Origin of the sequence: Streptacidiphilus jeojiensis (assembly GCF_042510965.1) — a bacterium.
GTDB classification, from domain to species: Bacteria; Actinomycetota; Actinomycetes; order Streptomycetales; family Streptomycetaceae; genus Streptacidiphilus; species Streptacidiphilus jeojiensis.
On record NZ_JBEUKS010000002.1, the window covers coordinates 411,192 to 432,254 of the forward strand.

At 70.4% G+C, this 21,063-nt stretch carries 21 protein-coding genes; 18 read left to right on the forward strand and 3 right to left on the reverse strand.

From position 1 onward, the window contains the following. Window positions 1–157: 157 nt before the first annotated feature. From secY to truA, 10 genes are all read left to right on the forward strand, one after another. Window positions 158–1,465, forward strand: a complete 1,308-nt coding sequence (secY, locus tag ABUW04_RS07735; RefSeq protein ID WP_030251552.1) for a preprotein translocase subunit SecY — start codon at window positions 158–160, stop codon at window positions 1,463–1,465. Further along, entirely contained in the window at window positions 1,465–2,145 is a 681-nt protein-coding gene (locus ABUW04_RS07740) for an adenylate kinase (protein WP_380563693.1), read from the forward strand. Before secY ends, ABUW04_RS07740 begins: the two co-directional genes overlap by 1 nt. Before the next feature lie 135 nt (window positions 2,146–2,280). Beyond that, window positions 2,281–3,114 carry a type I methionyl aminopeptidase gene (gene map, locus ABUW04_RS07745; RefSeq protein WP_380563694.1) on the forward strand — a complete coding sequence of 278 codons (834 nt, stop codon included), beginning with the start codon at window positions 2,281–2,283 and terminating at the stop codon, window positions 3,112–3,114. 217 nt (window positions 3,115–3,331) lie between these two features. Continuing rightward, the gene (gene infA, locus ABUW04_RS07750; RefSeq protein ID WP_003956442.1) at window positions 3,332–3,553 is read left to right on the forward strand and encodes a translation initiation factor IF-1; all 222 of its coding nucleotides are present in this window, start codon (window positions 3,332–3,334) and stop codon (window positions 3,551–3,553) included. Window positions 3,554–3,616: 63 nt separating this feature from the next. Continuing rightward, window positions 3,617–3,730, forward strand: coding sequence for a 50S ribosomal protein L36 (gene rpmJ / locus ABUW04_RS07755; RefSeq protein ID WP_009740505.1), 114 nt, complete (start codon window positions 3,617–3,619; stop codon window positions 3,728–3,730). A gap of 186 nt (window positions 3,731–3,916) precedes the next feature. Next, window positions 3,917–4,297, forward strand: a complete 381-nt coding sequence (rpsM, locus tag ABUW04_RS07760) for a 30S ribosomal protein S13 (RefSeq protein ID WP_030251540.1) — start codon at window positions 3,917–3,919, stop codon at window positions 4,295–4,297. 74 nt (window positions 4,298–4,371) lie between these two features. Beyond that, on the forward strand, window positions 4,372–4,779 hold the full coding sequence (gene rpsK, locus ABUW04_RS07765; RefSeq protein ID WP_030251538.1) for a 30S ribosomal protein S11: 408 nt from the start codon (window positions 4,372–4,374) through the stop codon (window positions 4,777–4,779). 124 nt (window positions 4,780–4,903) lie between these two features. After that, window positions 4,904–5,923 (forward strand): DNA-directed RNA polymerase subunit alpha, encoded by a 1,020-nt coding sequence (locus tag ABUW04_RS07770; protein WP_030251536.1) that lies wholly within the window; start codon window positions 4,904–4,906, stop codon window positions 5,921–5,923. Window positions 5,924–6,082: 159 nt separating this feature from the next. Then, on the forward strand, window positions 6,083–6,598 hold the full coding sequence (gene rplQ, locus ABUW04_RS07775) for a 50S ribosomal protein L17 (protein WP_030251534.1): 516 nt from the start codon (window positions 6,083–6,085) through the stop codon (window positions 6,596–6,598). A 76-nt stretch (window positions 6,599–6,674) separates the two neighbouring features. Then, window positions 6,675–7,577, forward strand: a complete 903-nt coding sequence (gene truA, locus ABUW04_RS07780; RefSeq protein WP_380563695.1) for a tRNA pseudouridine(38-40) synthase TruA — start codon at window positions 6,675–6,677, stop codon at window positions 7,575–7,577. A 39-nt stretch (window positions 7,578–7,616) separates the two neighbouring features. Here truA and ABUW04_RS07785 read toward each other — a convergent pair whose 3' ends face one another. Next, window positions 7,617–8,693 (reverse strand): hypothetical protein, encoded by a 1,077-nt coding sequence (locus tag ABUW04_RS07785; protein ID WP_380563696.1) that lies wholly within the window; start codon window positions 8,691–8,693, stop codon window positions 7,617–7,619. A gap of 189 nt (window positions 8,694–8,882) precedes the next feature. On the opposite strand from ABUW04_RS07785, the gene ABUW04_RS07790 reads away from it, so the two are divergent. The 5 genes from ABUW04_RS07790 to glmM all read left to right on the forward strand — a co-directional run bounded on the left by ABUW04_RS07790 (window position 8,883) and on the right by glmM (window position 14,296). Next, on the forward strand, window positions 8,883–9,782 hold the full coding sequence (locus ABUW04_RS07790; protein ID WP_380563698.1) for an SGNH/GDSL hydrolase family protein: 900 nt from the start codon (window positions 8,883–8,885) through the stop codon (window positions 9,780–9,782). A 49-nt stretch (window positions 9,783–9,831) separates the two neighbouring features. Beyond that, window positions 9,832–11,517 (forward strand): ABC-F family ATP-binding cassette domain-containing protein, encoded by a 1,686-nt coding sequence (locus ABUW04_RS07795; RefSeq protein ID WP_380563699.1) that lies wholly within the window; start codon window positions 9,832–9,834, stop codon window positions 11,515–11,517. 275 nt (window positions 11,518–11,792) lie between these two features. Then, the gene (gene rplM, locus ABUW04_RS07800; protein WP_030251521.1) at window positions 11,793–12,236 is read left to right on the forward strand and encodes a 50S ribosomal protein L13; all 444 of its coding nucleotides are present in this window, start codon (window positions 11,793–11,795) and stop codon (window positions 12,234–12,236) included. Window positions 12,237–12,279: 43 nt separating this feature from the next. Next, window positions 12,280–12,780 carry a 30S ribosomal protein S9 gene (rpsI, locus tag ABUW04_RS07805; protein WP_030251518.1) on the forward strand — a complete coding sequence of 167 codons (501 nt, stop codon included), beginning with the start codon at window positions 12,280–12,282 and terminating at the stop codon, window positions 12,778–12,780. A gap of 154 nt (window positions 12,781–12,934) precedes the next feature. Then, the gene (gene glmM, locus ABUW04_RS07810; RefSeq protein ID WP_380563700.1) at window positions 12,935–14,296 is read left to right on the forward strand and encodes a phosphoglucosamine mutase; all 1,362 of its coding nucleotides are present in this window, start codon (window positions 12,935–12,937) and stop codon (window positions 14,294–14,296) included. Between the two features lie 99 nt (window positions 14,297–14,395). Here the strand turns inward: glmM and coaA are convergent, their stop codons facing one another. Next, entirely contained in the window at window positions 14,396–15,376 is a 981-nt protein-coding gene (coaA, locus tag ABUW04_RS07815; protein WP_030251512.1) for a type I pantothenate kinase, read from the reverse strand. Between the two features lie 141 nt (window positions 15,377–15,517). Here coaA and ABUW04_RS07820 point away from each other — a divergent pair, with 141 nt between their 5' ends. Together ABUW04_RS07820 and ABUW04_RS07825 are read left to right on the forward strand one after the other, a co-directional pair. Next, window positions 15,518–16,519 carry an ATP-binding cassette domain-containing protein gene (locus tag ABUW04_RS07820; RefSeq protein WP_380563701.1) on the forward strand — a complete coding sequence of 334 codons (1,002 nt, stop codon included), beginning with the start codon at window positions 15,518–15,520 and terminating at the stop codon, window positions 16,517–16,519. Between the two features lie 2 nt (window positions 16,520–16,521). Continuing rightward, window positions 16,522–17,328, forward strand: a complete 807-nt coding sequence (locus tag ABUW04_RS07825; RefSeq protein ID WP_030251507.1) for an ABC transporter permease — start codon at window positions 16,522–16,524, stop codon at window positions 17,326–17,328. A gap of 2 nt (window positions 17,329–17,330) precedes the next feature. On the opposite strand, the gene ABUW04_RS07830 is transcribed toward ABUW04_RS07825, so the two are convergent. Further along, window positions 17,331–20,606 (reverse strand): BTAD domain-containing putative transcriptional regulator, encoded by a 3,276-nt coding sequence (locus ABUW04_RS07830; protein ID WP_380563702.1) that lies wholly within the window; start codon window positions 20,604–20,606, stop codon window positions 17,331–17,333. Window positions 20,607–20,688: 82 nt separating this feature from the next. On the opposite strand from ABUW04_RS07830, the gene ABUW04_RS07835 reads away from it, so the two are divergent. Beyond that, entirely contained in the window at window positions 20,689–21,057 is a 369-nt protein-coding gene (locus ABUW04_RS07835) for a holo-ACP synthase (RefSeq protein WP_030251502.1), read from the forward strand. Window positions 21,058–21,063: the final 6 nt, after the last annotated feature.

Below are 21,063 nucleotides of genomic sequence, written 5' to 3' on the forward strand. Positions count from 1 at the left end.
AGTCCGTGGAGTCCACTTGTAGGTTGGCCGCAGACTCTGTCCGTGAGCCGTTGCCGAACGGTGGCACACCCACCGTCTTCCGGCCCTGTTGCACTCGTAGCGGGCCCAGAACCACCGTCCCTCCCGCCGCTCTCGGCAGGGAGCTGCAGGAGGCACCGTGCTCACCGCGTTCGCCCGGGCGTTCAAGACGCCCGACCTGCGCAAGAAGCTGCTGTTCACGCTGGGCATCATGGTCGTCTTCCGGATGGGTGCCCACATCCCCGTCCCCGGAGTGAACTTCAAGGCCGTCCAGGCGTGTGTGAGTGCCTCGTCGAAGAGCGGGAACGGGCTGCTCGGCCTGGTCAACCTCTTCAGTGGTGGCGCTCTGCTGCAGATCACCGTCTTCGCGCTGGGCATCATGCCCTACATCACCTCCAGCATCATCCTTCAGCTGCTGACGGTGGTGATCCCGCGCCTGGACGCTCTGAAGAAGGAGGGCCAGGCCGGTCAGACCAAGATCACGCAGTACACCCGCTACCTGACCATCGCCCTGGCGATCCTGCAGGCGACCGGCATCGTGGCCACCGCCTCGACCGGTGCCCTGTTCGGCAGCGTCAACTGCGACACCACCCAGATCGTCCCGGACCAGAGCATCTTCAGGATCGCGACCATGGTCATCACGATGGCCGCGGGCACCGTGGTCATCATGTGGCTGGGTGAGCTGATCACGGACCGGGGCATCGGCAACGGCATGTCGATCCTGATCTTCACCTCGGTCGCGGCCGGCTTCCCGTCCTCGCTGTGGTCCATCAAGGCCAGCAAGGGCTGGGCCACCTTCGCCTTCGTGATCATCATGGGTCTGGCCATGGTCGCCCTGGTGGTCTTCGTGGAGCAGGCACAGCGCCGGATCCCGGTGCAGTACGCGAAGCGCATGATCGGGCGGCGGGCCTACGGCGGGACCTCGACCTACATCCCGCTGAAGGTCAACCAGGCCGGTGTGATCCCGGTCATCTTCGCCAGCTCGCTGCTGTACATCCCGGGCCTGATCGTCCAGCTGAGCGGAAGCACCGCCGGATGGGCCCAGTGGATCGACACGAACCTGGTCAAGAGCGACAAGCCGCTCTACGGCGGGCTGTACTTCCTGTTGATCGTCTTCTTCGCCTTCTTCTACGTGGCCATCTCCTTCAACCCCGAAGAAGTTGCCGACAATATGAAGAAGTATGGTGGCTTCATCCCGGGCATCCGGGCGGGCCGCCCGACGGCCGAATACCTGAACTACGTGCTGACGAGGATCACCTGGCCGGGCTCGCTGTACCTGGGCCTGATCGCGATGGTGCCGCTGGTCGCACTCGGGTTGTTCGGGGCGTCGCAGAACTTCCCGTTCGGCGGTACGAGCATCCTCATCATTGTTGGTGTCGGCCTTGAAACTGTGAAGCAGATCGAGAGCCAGCTCCAGCAGCGCAACTACGAAGGGTTCCTCCGCTGATGCGTATTGTCCTCGTCGGGCCGCCTGGGGCCGGGAAGGGTACTCAGGCCGCTCTGCTGGCCAAGACCCTGTCCATTCCCCATGTGTCCACCGGTGACCTCTTCCGCGCCAACATCAGCCAGGGCACCGAGCTCGGTCTCGCTGCCAAGAGCATCATGGAGTCGGGCAAGCTGGTACCCGACGAGGTGACCATCGGCATGGCCAAGGACCGCCTGGCCCAGCCCGATGCCGCCGGCGGCTTCCTGTTGGACGGTTTCCCGCGCAACGTGGCCCAGGCGGCCGCGCTGGACGAGATCCTGGCGGAGTGGGGCATCGAGCTCGACGGCGTGCTCGACCTGGAGGTCCCGGAGGACGAGGTCGTCCGCCGGATCGCCGGTCGGCGGGTCTGCCGCAACGACAACGCGCACATCTTCCACGTGGAGTACCACCCCCCCGTGGCCGAGGGCGTGTGCGACGAGTGCGGCGGGCAGCTGTACCAGCGCGCCGACGACGCCGAGGACAAGGTGCGGGTCCGGCTGGAGGTCTACCACACGGAGACCGAGCCGATCATCGAGTACTACCAGAAGCAGGATCTGGTCACGACCATCTCGGCGCTGGGCACGGTCGACGAGGTGACCCGGCGCGCGATCGAGGCGCTCCGGAAGAACGAGACGCAGCGTAAGAACGACGACGAGGGCTGACCCCTTCGAACGAGCACGCCGGCCGTGACGCCCTGACGGGTGTCACGGCCGACGCGCGTTGCGCGGCAGGGCCGTACCGTGGATGGCGGGCGGCAGCGAATGCAGAGAACCCGTGGTACTGGAAGGCGAGAGTGCATGGTTGAGATCAAGACCCCCGAGCAGATCAGGAAGATGCGGGAGGCGGGCCTGGTCGTCGCCGAGGCGCTGAAGGCGTGCCGGGAGGCGGTGGCACCGGGGATCAGCACCGGTGAGCTGAACTCCATCGCGGCCAAGGTGATCGCCGACCACCGCGCCACCTCCAACTTCCTCGGCTACCACGGATTCACCGGTGTGATCTGCGCCTCCGTCAACGACGAGGTGGTCCACGGCATCCCCGGCGAGCGGGTGCTGGCCGACGGCGACATGATCTCCATCGACTGCGGCGCCATTGTCGACGGCTGGCACGGCGACGCGGCCGTCACCTGCTTCGTCGGCAGCGGCCACGCCGAGGAGCTGCTGCGGCTCAGCCAGGTCACCGAGGACTCGATGTGGGCCGGCATCGCCCAGGTGAAGAAGGGCAACCGGCTGTCGGACATCAGCCGGGCCATCGAGTCCTACATCCGGCGCCAGCCGCTGCCGCCCAAGGGCAAGTACGGGATCATCGAGGACTTCGGCGGCCACGGCATCGGCTCGGCCATGCACATGGACCCGCACCTGCTGAACTACGTGGACCGCCGGCGCGGCCGGGGGATGAAGCTGGTGCCCGGCTTCGCCATCGCCATCGAGCCGATGGTCAGCCTCGGCACCCCGAAGACGCACACCCTGGCCGACGAGTGGACCGTCAAGACCAACGACGGCACCTGGTCCTCGCACTGGGAGCACTCCATCGCCGTCACCGAGGAGGGTCCGCTGGTGCTGACCGCCTTCGACGGCGGCCGGGCCAAGCTGGCCGAGCTGGGCATCACCGCGGCGCCCGACCCGCTGGGCTGACGGTGCGGTGATGAGGGGCGGCGATGAGGGTGCAGGGCGGGCGACGCCGGTATTGACGGATTTCGCGATCGCTTGTCCGCTGACGTAGACTGCTGTGTCGGCTCACTCGTAGCTTGCTCCCGCATGCCTTCGTCCGTTGTGGCGAGGGTGGACTTAGCGGTCCCTGCGTGAGTGCCGACTACGGTAGTCGAACCCCGGAAGGCGATACCCGCAGGACATGGCCAAAAAGCAAGGCGCCATCGAGATCGAGGGCACCGTCATCGAGTCTCTGCCGAACGCCATGTTCAAGGTAGAGCTGCAGAACGGGCACAAAGTCCTCGCCCACATCAGCGGCAAGATGCGTATGCACTACATCCGCATCCTCCCGGACGACCGGGTCGTCGTCGAGCTCAGCCCGTACGACCTGACCCGCGGTCGAATTGTCTACCGGTACAAGTAAGCAAGAAGCAGATCTCGCGCCGCGTGCACTCGCGGCGCGCTCGACCCGGAGAACCTGAATCCCATGAAGGTCAAGCCGAGCGTCAAGAAGATCTGCGACAAGTGCAAGGTGATCCGCCGTCACGGTCGGGTCATGGTGATCTGCGAGAACCTGCGCCACAAGCAGCGTCAGGGCTGATCACTTCCCTTCACGGGTCGTAACTCTTCGCGCGACGCGAAAAACAACATGAAGCGGGATGCCCGATCCGTTCGTCGGAAACGATGAGCGGACTGCCACCCTCGGTCCGGAGGCCGGGGCTCCCTCGACGAGAGTCGAAGGAGAGGCATCGCGTCAGACCTCCGAAGGAACACAGGAGCCACATTCATGGCACGCCTCGCCGGCGTTGATCTCCCCCGCGAAAAGCGGATCGAGATCGCCCTCACCTACGTGTACGGCATCGGCCGTACCCGCTCGAAGCTCGCCCTCGCCGAGACCGGTGTCAACCCGAACATCCGTGTTCGCGACATCACCGAGGACGACCTGGTCAAGCTGCGCGACTTCGTCGACGCCAACTTCAAGGTCGAGGGTGACCTCCGCCGTGAGGTCGCCGCTGACATCCGCCGCAAGGTCGAGATCGGCTGCTACCAGGGTCTGCGTCACCGCCGCGGCCTGCCGGTCCACGGTCAGCGCACCCACACCAACGCCCGTACCCGCAAGGGTCCGCGTCGCGCGATTGCCGGCAAGAAGAAGCCCGGCAAGAAGTAGTCCGCCCCAACACCGGACTTGAATCCGGCCCGCTGGGCTAGCGGACCGACCACCTCAGTAGGAGAAACAGACTTATGCCCCCCAAGGGTCGTCAGGCTGCCGGCGCGAAGAAGATCCGCCGCAAGGAAAAGAAGAACGTCGCTCACGGCCACGCGCACATCAAGAGCACGTTCAACAACACCATCGTCTCCATCACGGACCCCTCGGGCAACGTGATCGCGTGGGCGTCCTCGGGCCACGTCGGCTTCAAGGGCTCCCGCAAGTCGACTCCGTTCGCCGCGCAGATGGCCGCCGAGGCCGCCGCGCGTCGCGCCCAGGAGCACGGCATGCGCAAGGTCGACGTCTTCGTGAAGGGTCCGGGCTCCGGCCGCGAGACCGCGATCCGCTCCATCCAGGCCACCGGCCTGGAGGTCGGCTCGATCCAGGACGTCACCCCCACCCCGCACAACGGCTGCCGCCCCCCGAAGCGCCGTCGCGTCTGACGCACGGCTGCTTCTGAAGCAGCGGTAGTACTCGGATACGGCCCCTGTTCGCTCGGGGGCCGTATCCTTGCTTTCGTCGGCATCAAATAGTGGGTGCCGAAGATCTAACTGGAGGATTCACCTCATGCTGATCGCTCAGCGTCCGTCGCTGACCGAAGAGGTCGTCGACGAGTTCCGCTCCCGGTTCGTGATCGAGCCGCTGGAGCCGGGCTTCGGCTACACCCTCGGCAACTCGCTCCGCCGCACCCTGCTCTCCTCGATCCCCGGCGCTGCTGTCACCAGCATCCGGATCGACGGTGTCCTGCACGAGTTCACCACCGTGCCGGGCGTCAAGGAGGACGTCACCGACCTCATCCTGAACATCAAGCAGCTGGTCGTCTCCTCGGAGCACGACGAGCCGGTCGTGATGTACCTGCGCAAGCAGGGCCCGGGTCTGGTCACCGCCGCCGACATCGCGCCCCCGGCCGGTGTCGAGGTGCACAACCCCGAGCTGGTCCTGGCCACGCTCAACGGCAAGGGCAAGCTGGAGATGGAGCTGACCGTCGAGCGCGGTCGCGGCTACGTCTCCGCCGTCCAGAACAAGCAGTCGGGCCAGGAGATCGGCCGGATCCCGGTCGACTCCATCTACAGCCCCGTGCTGAAGGTCACCTACAAGGTCGAGGCGACCCGAGTCGAGCAGCGTACCGACTTCGACAAGCTCATCGTCGACGTCGAGACCAAGCCCGCCATGCGTCCCCGTGACGCTATGGCCTCGGCCGGCAAGACCCTGGTGGAGCTGTTCGGCCTCGCCCGCGAGCTGAACATCGACGCCGAGGGCATCGACATGGGCCCGTCCCCCACGGACGCCGCCCTGGCCGCCGATCTCGCCCTGCCGATCGAGGAGCTGGAGCTCACCGTTCGGTCGTACAACTGCCTCAAGCGCGAGGGCATCCACACCGTGGGTGAGCTCGTCGCCCGCTCCGAGGCCGACCTGCTCGACATCCGCAACTTCGGTGCGAAGTCGATCGACGAGGTCAAGGCGAAGCTGGCCGGCATGGGCCTGGCCCTCAAGGACAGCCCGCCCGGATTCGACCCGACCGCCGCCGCCGACGCCTTCGGCGCCGACGACGACGACCCGGGCTTCGCCGAGACCGAGCAGTACTAAGTCCCGACCGAGCAGTACTGAGCCTGATCGAGTGGTACGGGACCGCCCCGGCGGTCCCGTACCCTTGAAGGCTGTGCAACCAAGTCGTCCGGGCAACAGTGCCCGTACGCCCGCCCCGGTACCTGGTACGGCCGGGGGTCGGAGATCCAAGGAGACACCATGCCTCGCCCCGCGAAGGGTGCCCGCCTCGGTGGCGGTCCCTCCCACGAGCGTCTGCTGCTGGCCGGTCTGGCCCGCGAGCTCTTCCAGTACGGCCGGATCACCACCACCGAGGCCAAGGCTCGCCGCCTGCGCCCGGTGGCGGAGAAGCTGATCACCAAGGCCAAGAAGGGTGACATCCACAACCGCCGTGAGGTCCGCAAGACCATCACCGACGTGGCTGTGCTGCACACCCTCTTCACCGAGATCGGTCCTCGCTACGAGAACCGCCCCGGTGGCTACACCCGCATCACCAAGATCGGTCCCCGTCGTGGCGACAACGCCCCGATGGCCGTGATCGAGCTGGTCGAGGCCCTGACCGTGGCCCAGACCGCGGTCGGCGAGGCCGAGGCTGCGACCAAGCGCTCCGTCAAGGAGACCGAGGCTGCCGCCCCGGTCGACGCCGCGCCGGCTGACGCCGCCCCGGTTCAGGACGCCGCTCCGGTCGACTCCGTCGAGGAGACCGAGGAGGCCTGACCGCCTCCGCAACGGGCCCGCTCTCCCTTCGGGGAGGGCGGGCCCGTTCTCGTACTGCGAACTTTCGGGGCCTTTGATGACTGAGTGTGTGGAAGAGCGGGAGCCCCGGCGCGAGGGCGCTGCCGAGGGCTTCGTCCGGGTGCGGCTGGACCTGTCCTACGACGGGACCGGGTTCTCCGGCTGGGCCAAGCAGAAGAGCGGGCGGCGGACGGTCCAGGGCGAGCTGGAGGACGCGATCCAGGTGGTCCTGCGGCAGCCCGAGGTCTTCCCGCTGACGGTGGCCGGGCGCACCGACGCGGGGGTGCACGCGCGCGGCCAGGTGGCCCATGTCGACCTGCCGCTCGACATCTGGGCGGCCGAGGGCGAGAAGCTGCGCCGCCGGCTCGCCGGACGGCTGCCGGGCGACATCCGGGTCTGGCGGGTCGCCGAGGCCCCGGCCGGGTTCGACGCCCGGTTCTCCGCGGTGTGGCGCCGCTACGCCTACCGGATCTGCGACCACCCGGCCGGCGTCGACCCGCTGCGGCGGGCGCACGTGCTGTGGCACGACCGGCCGCTGGACGTGGACGCCATGAACGAGGCGGCCCGGCTGCTGGTGGGCGAGCACGACTTCGCGGCGTACTGCAAGAAGCGCGAGGGCGCGACCACCATCAGGGAGCTGCTGGACTTCTCCTGGGAGCGGCTGCCGGGTGACGCGCTGCTCGGCCCGGAACTGCCCGGCCTGGTGGTCGGCACGGTGCGGGCCGACGCCTTCTGCCACAACATGGTGCGGGCCCTGGTCGGCGCGATGCTGCTGGTCGGCGGTGGACAGCGGCCGGTGGGCTTCCCGGGCGAGGTGCTGTCCGGCGGAGTCCGGAACTCGGCGGTGAGCGTGGTGCGGCCGTACGGGCTGACCCTGGAGGAGGTCGGCTATCCGGCCGACCGGGACCTGGCGGCGCGCAGTCGGGAGGCGCGGAACCTGCGGGTGCTGACGCCCCGCTAGCGGGCCGTCGTCCCGGCCGGAGCCGGATCTCCCGCTCCGTCAGTTCTTCGCCGTCGCCTCGCCCCTGGCCCGGGCGAGCAGGTTCTCGAAGACCATCCGGCCCATGTCCGTGCCGGCGGCCAGGGCCGAGGTGTCCGCGGCCGGGACCGGTTTCCCGGTGGTGTAGCCGGCCACGGTGAAGTAGGCGTAGCGGCCGTAGGCGTTGACGCTCAGCCGGCAGGCCACGGCGTGGCAGAAGGCCGGGAGGGCGCCGCCGGACAGGGGTTCCAGGTTGCCCACGGTGGCCTGGGCCTTGACCGCGGCCGCCTGGGCCGCGCTGTCGAAGACGCCGACGCCGACCGTCACCGCGGTCGTCCCGGTCGCGTAGCTGGCCCGGAACACCTTGCGGCAGCCGTACTTGGTGAGCACCGCGGCGAGGTTGGGGGTGACCGCGGGGGCGCAGGCCGAGGCCGTTGTCAGTGCCTGCGTGTAGGAATGGTTGTCGACGGTGACGCTCTTGCCGGGGAAGAGCGTCACCACACTCAGCGGCGCGGTGTCGGTGGCTGCGGCACCCAGCAGCGTGGCCGGGTCGACGGCCGTCGTCGGCGCCAGGGCGGACGGTACGGCCGTGGGTGAGGGTGTGTCAGTCGGCGTCTGCTGCACCGGGATCGCGGGTGCGGTGTCCGCCGGGGCGGAGGCGGTCGGCGCGGCGGCGGACGGCGAGGCGGCGGCGGCCGACTGCTTGGCCGGCCGGGTGGTGAGCAGGGTGGCCCCGGTGCCGACCAGGACCAGCACGGCCACCAGTGCCGTGCCCAGCCAGAGCCGGCGGCGCCTGCGCGCCGAGGCGGCCTCCTGCCGGTCCAGCATGGCCTGGAACTCCTCGTGCACGGACGCGTCGGGGGTGCCCGGCCGTACCGCGAAGGACATCGGCGACGGTTCGCCGTCGGGTTCCGCGGCCCGCTGCGGTTCGGGGATCGGCAGGTTGGGCGCCCCCGGACGGACCCGGTACTGGCTCTCGGTCAGGGTCTCGGCGACGGGGTTTCCCGGTCCGTACTGGGTCGGGATGCGCCCAGGAGTGTCCGCGCCCCGGCGCGGGAGCGGCTTGGCGGCATTGTCCGGTGCGGGCCCGTTGCTCATGGGCCGCGAGCATAACGGGATTCGCTGATTCCGGGACATCCCCCAGGTCGGAGTGGTTCACCAAAGAGAGTGAACCTGGCGGCCGAGCGCCTCTGTGCACGTACTGTGCGCCGACTGAGGGTCTATTCTCGCGCGGGTCGTGGGGGCGTTGGGGGTCAGGAGAACTGATGGAGCAACACCATGTTCAGCATGCCGCGCCGTAGAGGCCTGATCGCGACCCTGCTCGGCTGCCTGATGTGGGTGCCGGCTGCGGTGACCGGTCCGGCGGCGGCCCAGTCGCCGGCGCCCGGGTACCACTCCTACGTGGCCCTCGGGGACTCCTTCCAGGCGGACAGCGCGATCCTGCCGGGGGTGACGACTGCGTTCGTCCCGGCCGGCTGCGCCCAGGTGTCCTACGACTATCCGCACCAGGTCGCGGCGGCGCTCGGGGTGGCCGACTTCAAGGACGCGACCTGCGGCGGAGCCGTGAGCGGCAGTATGACCGGACCGCAGCCGGTGCTCGGCGGAGTCAACCCGCCGCAGTTCTCCAGGCTGGGGCGGGACACCGATCTGGTGACGGTCGGGATCGGCGGCAACGACCTCGACCTGATCGGCCTGATCGGGCGCTGCCTGGCCCTGCTGCCGCTGCCCACCACCACCTGCCCGCACGACCCGATGACCGACCGGATCGCCGCCGAGCAGCGGGTGGTCGAGGGCGTCCTGGCCGGGATCCACCAGCGGGCCCCGCGGGCCAGGGTGCTGCTGGTGGACTACCTGGCGGTGTTCCCGGAACACGGCGGCTGCTGGCCCTACGTCCCGATCGAGGACCAGGACATGGCGTACCTGCACCGGGTCCTGGCCGCGGTGAACACGATGCTGGCCGGGGCCGCCGCCGCGGACCCCCGGGGGACGGAGCTGGTCGACACCTACACCCCCTCGATCGGGCACGACGTGTGCCAGAGCCCGACCGTGCGGTGGACCGAGGGGCTGCTGCCGCTGTCGGTGAACACCCTGAGCGTCGCGGTCCCGTTCCACCCCAACCGGGCCGGGGCCGACGGCCAGGCCAGGGCCGTGTTGGCGCAGGTCCGAGCCGGTGCGCCGGTGCGCTGAACGGAAACCCATTTGGGTCCGGAGTCGGCTCGGCAGAGAATTACCGACCATGGGACATGTCGAGATTTCACACCTGGAGTACTACCTGCCGGACGGGCGGGTGCTGTTCGACGACGTGTCCTTCCGGGTGGGGGAGGGCGCGGCGGTCGCCCTGGTCGGCGCCAACGGCGCCGGCAAGACCACGCTGCTGCGGATGATCGCCGGAGACCTGCAGCCGCACGGCGGTTCGGTGACCGTCAGCGGCGGCCTGGGCGTGATGCGCCAGTTCGTCGGGACCACCGGCCGCGGCGGCGAGGCCGGTTCCGACGACGCCAGAGCGGCGCAGGAGGACGACGGCCATGTGCTGCCGCCGGACGCCTCGGTACGCGATCTGCTGGTGTCGGTGGCGCCGCCGCGGATCCGCACCGGCGCCAGGACGGTGGACGCCGCCGAGCTGGCGATGATGGCGCAGGACGACGAGAAGACCCAGCTCGCCTACGCCCAGGCACTCTCCGACTGGGCGGACGTCGGCGGCTACGAGTACGAGACGGTCTGGGACGTCTGCACCACCGCGGCCCTGGGCATGCCGTACGACCGGGCCCAGTGGCGCGGCCTGAACACCCTCTCCGGCGGTGAGCAGAAGCGGCTGGTGCTGGAGGCGCTGCTGCGCGGCCCCGACCAGGTGCTGCTGCTGGACGAGCCGGACAACTACCTGGACGTCCCCGGCAAGCGCTGGCTGGAGGAGCAGATCCGCAGCACGTCCAAGACGGTGCTGTTCATCTCGCACGACCGGGAGCTGCTGGCGGCCAGCGCCGAGAAGATCGTCAGCGTGGAGACCGGAGCCGCAGGCAGCGAGGTCTGGGTGCACGGCGGCGGCTTCGCCACCTTCCACGCCGCCCGCGAGGAGCGCTTCGCCCGCTTCGACGAGCTGCGCCGGCGCTGGGACGAGAAGCACGCCCAGCTGAAGCGGCTGGTGCTGGACATGCGGGACTACGCGGCCCGCAGCCACGAGATGGCCTCGCGCTACGCGGCGGCGGTCACCCGGCTGAAGAAGTTCGAGGAGATCGGCCCGCCGCCGGAGCCGCCGCGCAAGCAGAACATCGCCATGCGGCTGCGCGGCGGCCGGACCGGGGTGCGCGCGCTGACCTGCGAGAAGCTGGAGCTCACCGGGCTGATGAAACCGTTCGACCTGGAGGTCTTCTACGGCGAGCGGGTCGCCGTGCTCGGCTCCAACGGCTCCGGCAAGTCGCACTTCCTGCGGATGCTGGCGGGCGAGGAGGTGGCGCACACCGGCAGTTGGAGGCTGGGCGCCAGGGTGGTCCCGGGCCACTTCGCGCAGACCCACGCCCACCCCGAGCTCTTCGGGCGGACCACCAGGGAGATCCTGGAGTCCGAGCACGCGATCGACCGCAAGGCGGCGATGAGCGTGCTGCGCCGCTATGAGTTGCATCACCAGGAGGAGATCCGGTTCCAGGACCTCTCCGGCGGCCAGCAGGCCCGGTTGATGATCCTGCGGCTGGAGCTCTCCGGCGCCACCGCGCTGCTGCTGGACGAACCCACCGACAACCTGGACCTGGACAGCGCGGAAGCGCTCCAGGAGGGGTTGGAGAGCTTCGAGGGGACGGTGCTCTCGGTGACCCACGACCGCTGGTTCGCCCGCAGCTTCGACCGCTTCGTGGTCTTCGGCTCGGACGGCCGGGTCTACGAGGCGCCGGAGCCGGTCTGGGACGAGGGCCGGGTGACGCGGGACCGATAGCACTGATAGTGCGCGTAGACTGGACGACGGCTTGCGGGGTACCGCGGTGCTTGACCGGGCGATTTTGACCCGTACGGCTCCGTCCCGGTATCCTGCGAGTTCGTTGTGCGTATTGGCTCGCTCCATCTCACGTGAGAGGTCGGTACGCCGGTCCACCGGGCCGATAAGCAGCGACGCGCCCATCCGATTGCGTCCGGGGAAGTGCGTCTCGGCTGCTTCCGATCGTCCGGGTGGTCCTGTCAGGACACACTCACTGAAAAGCGAAGGCTACGACCGTGCGTACGTACAGCCCCAAGCCCGGCGACGTCCAGCGTCAGTGGCTCGTTATCGACGCTCAAGACGTCGTTCTCGGCCGCCTGGCCTCTCAGGCCGCGAACCTCCTCCGGGGTAAGCACAAGCCGGTGTACGCGCCGCACGTTGACATGGGTGACTTCGTCATCATCATCAACGCGGACAAGGTGCACCTGTCCGGGAACAAGAAGACCCAGAAGCTGGCCTACCGCCACTCCGGTTACCCGGGCGGTCTGCGCTCCGTGCGCTACGACGACCTCCTGGAGAAGAACCCGGAGAAGGCCGTCGAGAAGGCCATCAAGGGCATGATCCCCAAGAACTCCCTGGGCCGTCAGATGCTCTCCAAGCTGAAGGTCTACTCGGGCGACCAGCACCCGCACGCTGCCCAGCGTCCGGTGCCGTTCGAGATCACCCAGGTCGCGCAGTAACACCGGCCACACCCCGAAAACAGAAACGCAGCTGAGGAGAACCGTGGCCGAGACCACTGCCGAGACCCCGCTCGAGGTCGACGAGACCTTCGAGGTTGAGGTCGAGGAGCCCACCGAGTACACCACCGAGTCCCTTGTGGGCCGCTTCGCCGAGGCCGTTCCGGCCGCCGGTCTGGGCCGCCGCAAGGAGGCGATCGCCCGCGTGCGCATCGTCCCCGGCACCGGTGTCTGGAAGATCAACGGTCGCACCCTGGAGGAGTACCTCCCCAACAAGGTGCACCAGCAGATCGTGAACGAGCCCTTCAAGCTCCTTGAGCTGGACGGCCGTTACGACATCATCGCCCGCATCAACGGCGGCGGCATCTCGGGTCAGGCCTACGCCCTGCGCCTGGGCGTCGCCCGCGCGCTGAACGAGGTCGACGTCGACGCGAACCGCCCGGCCCTGAAGAAGGCCGGCTTCCTGACCCGTGACCCGCGCGCCGTCGAGCGCAAGAAGGCCGGTCTGAAGAAGGCTCGCAAGGCGCCGCAGTACAGCAAGCGCTAAGCCTCCCCGCCTCGCGCCGCATGGTCCTCCGGAATGTCGGAGCCTGCGGCCGGAGCTGGACTGTCACGCCCCGGGAGCACACCATGTGCTCCCGGGGCGTGATGCGTTGATGGACTTCTGATCTGGGTTGACTGAGCCGCGGAGGATTGACCAAGTGGGACGACTGTTTGGCACGGACGGCGTGCGCGGGCTTGCGAACGTGGATCTCACCGCCGAGTTGGCGCTGGGCCTTTCAGTGGCCGCAGCGCATGTGCTCGGTGACGCCGGCGCCTTCGAGGGGCACCGTCCGGTGGCCGTGGTCGGCCGCGACCCGCGCGCCTCGGGGGAGTTCCTGGAGGCCGCCGTGATCGCCGGCCTGGCCAGTTGCGGGGTGGACGTGCTGAAGGTCGGCGTGCTGCCGACGCCCGCCGTCGCCTACCTGACCGACGTGCTGGACGCGGACCTCGGCGTGATGCTGTCCGCCAGCCACAACCCGATGCCGGACAACGGCATCAAGTTCCTTGCCCGCGGCGGCCAGAAGATCGACGACGCGGTCGAGGACGCCATAGAGGCCGAGTACGAGCGGTTCGAGGGGCACGCCTGGGCGCGTCCCACCGGAGAGGCCGTGGGCCGGGTCCGCAGCCACGAGGAGGGCTTCGAGCAGTACCTGCAGCATCTGCTGTCGGTGCTGCCCAACCGCCTCGACGGTCTGAAGGTGGTCATCGACGGTGCGCACGGGGCGGCGGCCAAGGTCTCCCCGGAGGTGTTCCGCCGGGCCGGGGCCGAGGTGCTGCACACCATCGGGGACGACCCGACCGGGCTCAACATCAACGACGGCATCGGCTCCACCCACCTGGCGCCGCTGCGGGCGGCCGTGCTGGAGCACGGCGCGGACCTGGGCATCGCGCATGACGGCGACGCCGACCGGTGCCTGGCGGTGGACGCCGAGGGCAACGAGATCGACGGCGACCAGATCCTCGCGGTGCTGGCCTGCGCGATGCGGGAGTCCGGGACGCTGACCAAGAACACCGTGGTGGCCACGGTGATGTCCAACCTCGGCTTCAAGCTGGCCATGGAGCGGGAGGGGATCGACCTGGTGCAGACCGCGGTCGGCGACCGCTACGTGCTGGAGTCGATGAAGGAGCACGGGTACAACCTGGGCGGCGAGCAGTCCGGCCATGTGATCTTCCTGGACCACGCGACCACCGGGGACGGGACGCTGACCGGGCTGATGCTGGCGGCTCGGGTCGCCGCGACCAAGCAGTCGCTGAAGGACCTGGCGGGGGTGATGACCTGCCTGCCGCAGGTGCTGATCAACGTCAAGGGCGTGGACAAGGCACGGGCGTCCACCGATGAGACGCTGCGGAGGGCGGTGGCCGCGGCCGAGGCGGAGTTGGGGTCTGCGGGGCGGGTGCTGCTCCGCCCCTCCGGGACCGAGCCGTTGGTGCGGGTGATGGTCGAGGCTGCGGACATCGAGCAGGTCAATGCCGTCGCTGAGCGGTTGGCCGAGGTCGTGCGGACGGCTCTGCCGCTGTAGCGGGTTGCTGTTCGCGCACGCAGTTGAAAAAGCACAGCCCCGCGCCCCTGGGTAGTCAGGGGCGCGGGGAACTGCGCGAACAGCAACCGTCCGCGACGGTCACAGTTTCCGCAGGCGGACTCTCTGCACCTTGTGGTCGGCACCCTTGCGGAGGATCAGGCTGGCGCGGCCCCGGGTGGGGGCCACGTTCTCGACCAGGTTGGGGCGGTTGATGGTGCGCCAGAGCTGGCGGGCGTAGTCCATGGCCTCGTCCTCGGGGACCTCCGCGTAGCGGCGGAAGTAGGAGGTGGGGTCCTGGAACGCGGTCTCGCGGAGCTTGCGGAACCGTTCCAGGTACCAGCGCTCGATGTCGTCCGCGCGGGCGTCCACGTAGATCGAGAAGTCGAAGAAGTCGGCGACCGCCACCCGGGTCCGGCCGTCCAGGCCGGGGAGCGCGGGCTGGAGCACGTTGAGGCCCTCTACGATGAGGATGTCGGGGCGGTGCACGGTCAGCCGCTCGCCCTCGACGATGTCGTAGACCAGGTGCGAGTAGACCGGCGCGGTGACCTCCTCCTTGCCCGACTTCACGTCGGCCACGAAGCGGGTCAGCGCCCTGCGGTCGTAGGACTCGGGGAAGCCCTTGCGGGCCATCAGCCCGCGGCTGCGCAGCTCGGCGTTGGGCAGCAGGAAGCCGTCGGTGGTGACCAGCTCGACCCGGGGGTGCTCCGGCCAGCGGGCCAGCATCGCCTGGAGCAGCCGGGCCGTCGTGGACTTGCCGACGGCGACGCTGCCGGCGACGCCGATCACGAACGGGGTGCCCGGCTGGGTGTGGGTGTGCTCGTTGCTGTCCAGGAAGGCGTTGAGCGCGCCGCGCAGCCGTCCGGTCGCGGTGACGTACAGGTTGAGCAGCCGTGACAGCGGCAGGTAGACGTCCTGGACCTCCTGGAGGTCGATGACGTCGCCGAGGCCCCGGACCCGTTCCACCTCGTCGGCGGTCAGCGGGAGCGGCGTGCGCTCATGGAGCGCGCTCCACTCCGATCGGACGAGGTCGACGAAGGGGGACGCGTCAGCGCGGCGTTGGGCTTCGAGCGTGGTCGGCACCTGTCCATTGTCGGTGCGGGTGGCGTTCACGTGCGTGTCAGCGGCCTGTCAGTGGCGAGAGATTCGTCTCAGCCGGATGTCAGTGCCGGGGTGGATCGTCAGTGGCGGACACAGCGACGGCACGACGACGGGGGAGACCCGATGACCTACGCGTTCCAGGCCGAGGGCCTGGTGAAATCCTTCAAGGAGACTCGGGCACTGGACGGGGTGGACCTCGCGGCCCGCACCGGAACGGTGCTCGGGCTGCTGGGGCCCAACGGTTCCGGCAAGACCACCACGGTGCGGGTGCTGGCGACGCTGCTGCGTCCGGACGCGGGCCGGGCGCTGGTCGGCGGCCTGGACGTGGTGCGGCAGGCACCGGCCGTGCGCGCGCAGATCGGGCTCACCGGCCAGTACGCGGCGGTGGACGAGATGCTCACCGGGTTCGAGAACCTGCTGATGATCGGCCGGCTGCTGGGACTGTCCCGGCCGGACGCCAGGAAGCGCGCCGCCGAACTGCTGGAGCGCTTCGCGCTGACCGAGGCGGGCGGCAGGGCCGCGGGCACCTTCTCCGGCGGGATGCGGCGCCGGCTGGACCTCGCGGCCTCGCTGGTGGGCCGGCCCCAGGTGCTGTTCCTGGACGAGCCCACCACCGGGCTCGACCCGCACAGCCGCAACGAGCTCTGGGACATCGTCCGCGGGCTGGTGGGCGAGGGCGTCACCGTCCTGCTGACCACGCAGTACCTGGAGGAGGCGGACCAGCTGGCCGACGAGATCGTGGTGATCGACAAGGGCCGGGTGATCGCCGGGGGCACCCCGGACGCGCTCAAGGCCCAGGTCGGCGGTCAGGTGCTGGAGCTGCGGCCGCAGCGCGCCGAGCAGCTGGAGCTGGTCTACGGAGTGGTCGCCTCGCTGGCCGGGACCGGCACCGAGATGACCCCCAACGGGCTGGTCAGCGCCCCGGTACGGGACGTCGCGCTGATGCCGGCCGTGGTCGCCCGGCTGGAGCAGGCCGGGCTGGTGGTCAGCGAGCTGTCGCTGCGCGGCTCCAGCCTGGACGAGGTCTTCCTCACCCTGACCGGCCACCGCACCGCGGTGACCGACGAGACCGAACCCGGCGTGGACGCCGGATCCGAGGCCGCCACCGTGAAGGCAGGAGTCTGACCATGGCCACCGCAACGCTCACCGCACCCACCGCTCCGGCCGGCCGGGTCGGCCTGCTCGCCGGGCTGCAGCACACCGCGACGCTGACCTGGCGCAATCTGGTGCAGATCAAGCACAACCCGATGGAACTGATGGACCTCAGCGTCCAGCCGATCATGTTCCTGCTGCTGTTCACCTATGTGTTCGGCGGCCAGATGTCCGGGTCCACCCATGCCTACCTGCAGTTCGCGCTGGCCGGGATCATGGTCCAGAACGGCCTGTTCGCGACGCTGACCACCGCGGTGGGGTTGAACAGCGACATCCAGAAGGGCGTCTTCGACCGGCTCCGCAGCCTGCCGATCGCCCGGTCCGCGCCGCTGGCCGGACGGGTGGCGGCCGACCTGGGCAAGCAGGTCTGGTCGATGCTGCTGATGCTGGGCCTCGGCCTGGCCCTCGGCTTCCGCCCGGACGGGGTGGCCGGGGTGGTCGGCGCCGTCGCGCTGATGGTGGTCTTCGCCCTGGCCATGTCCTGGATGATGGTGCTGGTCGGGATGGTCGCCGAGAACGCCGAGAAGGTCCAGATGCTGGGCTTCGTGGTGATGTTCCCGCTGACCTTCTCCTCCAGCGCCTTCGTCAGCGTCTCCTCGATGCCCGGCTGGCTGCAGGCCTGGGTGAAGGTCAACCCGGTGACCTCGCTGGTCGACGCGATGCGGGCGCTGCTGGTCGGCGGCCCGGTGCAGGGTCCGGTGGTGCACACCCTGCTGTGGGCGGCGGCCATCGCGGTGGTGTTCTTCCCGTTGGCGCTGCGCGCCTACCAGCGCCGCAGCTGACGCTACTGCCCGGCCCGGCGCCTCGGCTCGCGGTGCCCGCCGGCCAGTGAGCCTTCGACGGCCACCCCGAACGAGGAGAACAGCTCCTGGTCCGGGGTGGCCCGTCCGCGTGCGTAGGCCTGCGCGTAGGCCTGCTCGCCCAGCTCCGCCGAGGCCTGCCGGCTGATCCGGACGACGTCCGCCGAGGAGAGGTCCGGCATGCCCCGGCGGGTGTGCGCCGCGCCCAGCAACTCCGCCGCGCGGACGGCGTCGCCGCTCTGCAGCGCCAGGTCGGCCCAGCCGTGCAGGGCCAGGGCCAGCACCGGGCCGTCGTAGAAGTGCACGGCCGCCTCGGCGGCGGTGCGCAGCAGTTCTCCGGCGCGGTCGAACCGCCCGTCGGCGATCTCGATCTGGGCCTGGGCCGTGTGCAGCATGGTGGTCATCTGCGGCAGGGCCTGGTGCCGGCTGCCGATCACCGCCTCGACCTTCGCCATCGTCGTCCGGGCCTCGTCGGTCCGGCCGAGCCTGCGGTAGCCCTCGGCGAGGGCCAGCTGCGCCATCATCACGACCGACCAGGAGCTGTCCCGGGTGGCGATCTCGGCCTCGGTCTCCATGGCGGCCAGTGACTCCGCGTCCAGCGGCTCGCCCACCCGCCGGGCGGTGAGCAGCCGGGTCCGGTAGTCGGCGGAGTCGGCGCTGACGCCCATCCGCTCCTCCAGGCTGATGGCCAGCTCCCACAGCCGTACCGCCTCGGCGCCCTCGCCGCGCCACTGGGCGATCTCGGCGCGGCCGGCGTTGGCGAAGGACTGCCCCCACAGGTCGCCGACGGCCTCGAAGCGCTCGGTGGCCTCCCGCAGGTGCTCGTCGGCGAGTTGGGGGTTGCCCTCGTTCTGCCGGGCGTAGCCCATGAAGAGGTGGGCCGTGGCCCGGACCCAGGGGTCCGGCGCCTCGAACAGCGGCTCGGCGAGGCCGACGATGTTCCAGTCCTCCTGGCTGAACATCGCGTCCATGATGTCCATCAGGGGCAGCAGCGGATGGGCGAAGGGGTCTCCCAGCTCGGCCCGCAGCGCCATGGCCGTGCGCATCATGGTGAGCGCCGGTTCCGGGTCCCAGTTGGTGTCCAGGCTGTAGAGCGCGGTGATGCCGTGGGCGACGGTGCGCGACAGCAGCGGGACGCCGTCGGCGGGCAGTTGCAGCGCGGCGTGCACCAGCGGAAGGTTCTCGCCGCGTTCGCCGCGCCGCCACAGGTACCAGCCGATCCCGGCGACCAGCCGCACCGCGGTGACGGCGTCGCCCTGCTCCACCGACCAGCGCAGCGCCGAGATCAGGTTCTCGTGCTCGGCCAGGAAGCGGGCCAGCCAGGGGATCTGCTGCGGGCCGTAGAGGTGCAGCTCGCCGGTCTCGGCGAGTTCGGCGAAGTACGCCGCGTGCGCGGCACGGGTCGCGGTGACCGCGCCGTCCTCCTCGGCCAGCCGCTCGGCCGCGTAGACCCTGATGGTCTCCAGCAGCCGGTAGCGGCCCGAGGAGGTGTGCACCACCAGCGACCTGTCGACCAGTGCGGACAGTGCGTCCATCACCTGACCGGACGTCAACTCGGGCGAGCTGCAGACCTGTTCGACCGTCTCCAGGTCGGCGCCGCCGGAGAAGACGGACATCCGGGCCAGCAGCGAGCGCTCGGGCTTCTCCAGCAGGTCCCAGCTCCAGTCCACGACCGCGCGCAGGGTGCGGTGCCGCGGCAGCGCGGTCCGGCTCCCCCCGGTGAGCAGCTGGAAGCGCCGGGCCAGCCGCTCGGAGATCTGCGCCGGGGACAGGCTGCGGATCCGGGCGGCGGCGAGCTCCAGGGCCAGCGGCTGGCCGTCCAGGGCGCGGCAGACGGCGAGCACCGGCGGCAGGTCGGCGGCGGTCAGCCGGAAGCCGGGGCGGACGGCGGCGGCGCGCTCCTGGAACAGCCGCACGGCGGGGAAGGCCAGGGCCTGGTCCACCGTCAGCCGCGGGTCCTGCTGCGGGTCGGCGGGGAAGCCCAGCGGCAGCACCGGGTACTGCTGCTCGCCGGTGATGCCCAGCGGCTCCCGGCTGGTGGCCAGGATGCGCAGCCCCGGGCAGCCGGCCAGCAGCCGGGCCGAGAGGTCGGCGGCGGCCTCGACCAGGTGCTCGCAGTTGTCCAGCACGATCAGCAGTTCGCGCACCCCCAGCGAGTCGACGATCCGGTCCACCGTCTCGCCCGGCGGATGGGTCCGGGTGCCGGCCCGCTGGGCCCCGGTGGACTCGCGCAGCTGGAGCGCGGCGAGCAGGGTGGACGGGAGGTCGCCGGGGCTGGCCACCGGGGCGAGTTCCACCAGCCGGACCGGGGTGCGGTTCCGGGCGGCGACTTCCAGGGAGAGCCTGGTCTTGCCGGCCCCGCCGGGGCCGGTGAGGGTGACCAGCCGGGTCCGCAGCAGGGCGTCGGCGACGGCGGCGAGGTCGCTGTCGCGGCCGAGGAAGCTGGTGAGCTGGGCCGGGAGGCGGGGGGCCGCCGGTGCCGGCTCCGGGGGCGTCGCCGTCGCGGTGCGGTCGGGCTGCGGGTCCGGGGCGGTGGGCGGGGTCGGGGCCGCTGGCGTGGTCGGGTCCTCGGCGGACAGCACCGCCTGGTGGGCCGCCCTGAGCAGCGGGGACGGGTCGGCCCCCAGCTCCTCGGCGAGCAGGGCGCGGCCCTGCTCGTAGACGGTGAGCGCGTCGGAGCTGCGGCCGGCCTGGTGCAGCGCGCGCATCAGCAGGGCCCGGGGCCGGTCCCGGAGCGGGGCGGCGGCGCTGAGGGCGTCCAGCTCGGCGACGGCCTCCGCGCCGCGGCCGGCGCCGATCCGGGCCTCGAAGAGGTCCTCGCGGGCGTTGGCGCGCAGCGCCTCCAACCGGGCTGCGGTGGACTCGAACCCGGGGACGTCGGCCAGCGCGGGGCCGCGCCAGAGGTCCAGGGCGGCGGCCAGTTGCTCCTCGGACGGCTGCCCGCCGAGCAGCTGCTCGAAGCGGAGCGCGTCGACCTGTCCGGGGGCCAGCACCAGCCGGTAGCCCTGCGGTGCCGCGACCACCAGATCGCGGCCGACGGCCGAGCGCAGCCGGGAGACCAGGGCCTGCAGGGCGTTGGCCGGGTTGGCCGGTACCGCGCCGTCCGGCCAGAGCGCCTCGGTCAGCGCTGCTGCGGAGACGGAACGTCCCGCCTCCAGCGCCAGCGCGGTCAGCAGGACCCGCATCCGGGCGCCGGCGAGCTCGACCGGGTCACCGGCAGGGTCGGTGACCTGGAAGGGTCCGAGCAGCTGTATCCGCACCCGCCCATTGTCCAGGCAATCGGGCGACCCTGGTGCACGATGGGGTGACCTTGCCGCCGGGCGGGGGACGAGGGAGTTGCGAATGATCATCGGGGTCGGCATCGATGTGGCGGAGATCGCCCGCTTCGAGGCGTCGCTGCTGCGCACGCCGAACCTGGCCCAGCGGCTGTTCACCGAGGCCGAGCTGGTGCTGCCGAGCGGGGAGCGGCGCGGCGCGGCCTCACTGGCGGCCCGGTTCGCGGCCAAGGAGGCGCTGGCCAAGGCGCTAGGCGCGCCGGGCGGAATGGCCTGGACCGACGCGGAGGTGAGCACCGAGCCGTCCGGCCGACCGCTGCTGGCGGTCCGCGGCACGGTGGCGGCGCGGGCGGAGCAGTTGGGCGTGCGGTCGTGGCATCTCTCGCTGAGCCATGACGCGGGCGTAGCGTCGGCGGTGGTGATCGCGGAGGGTTGAGCCGTG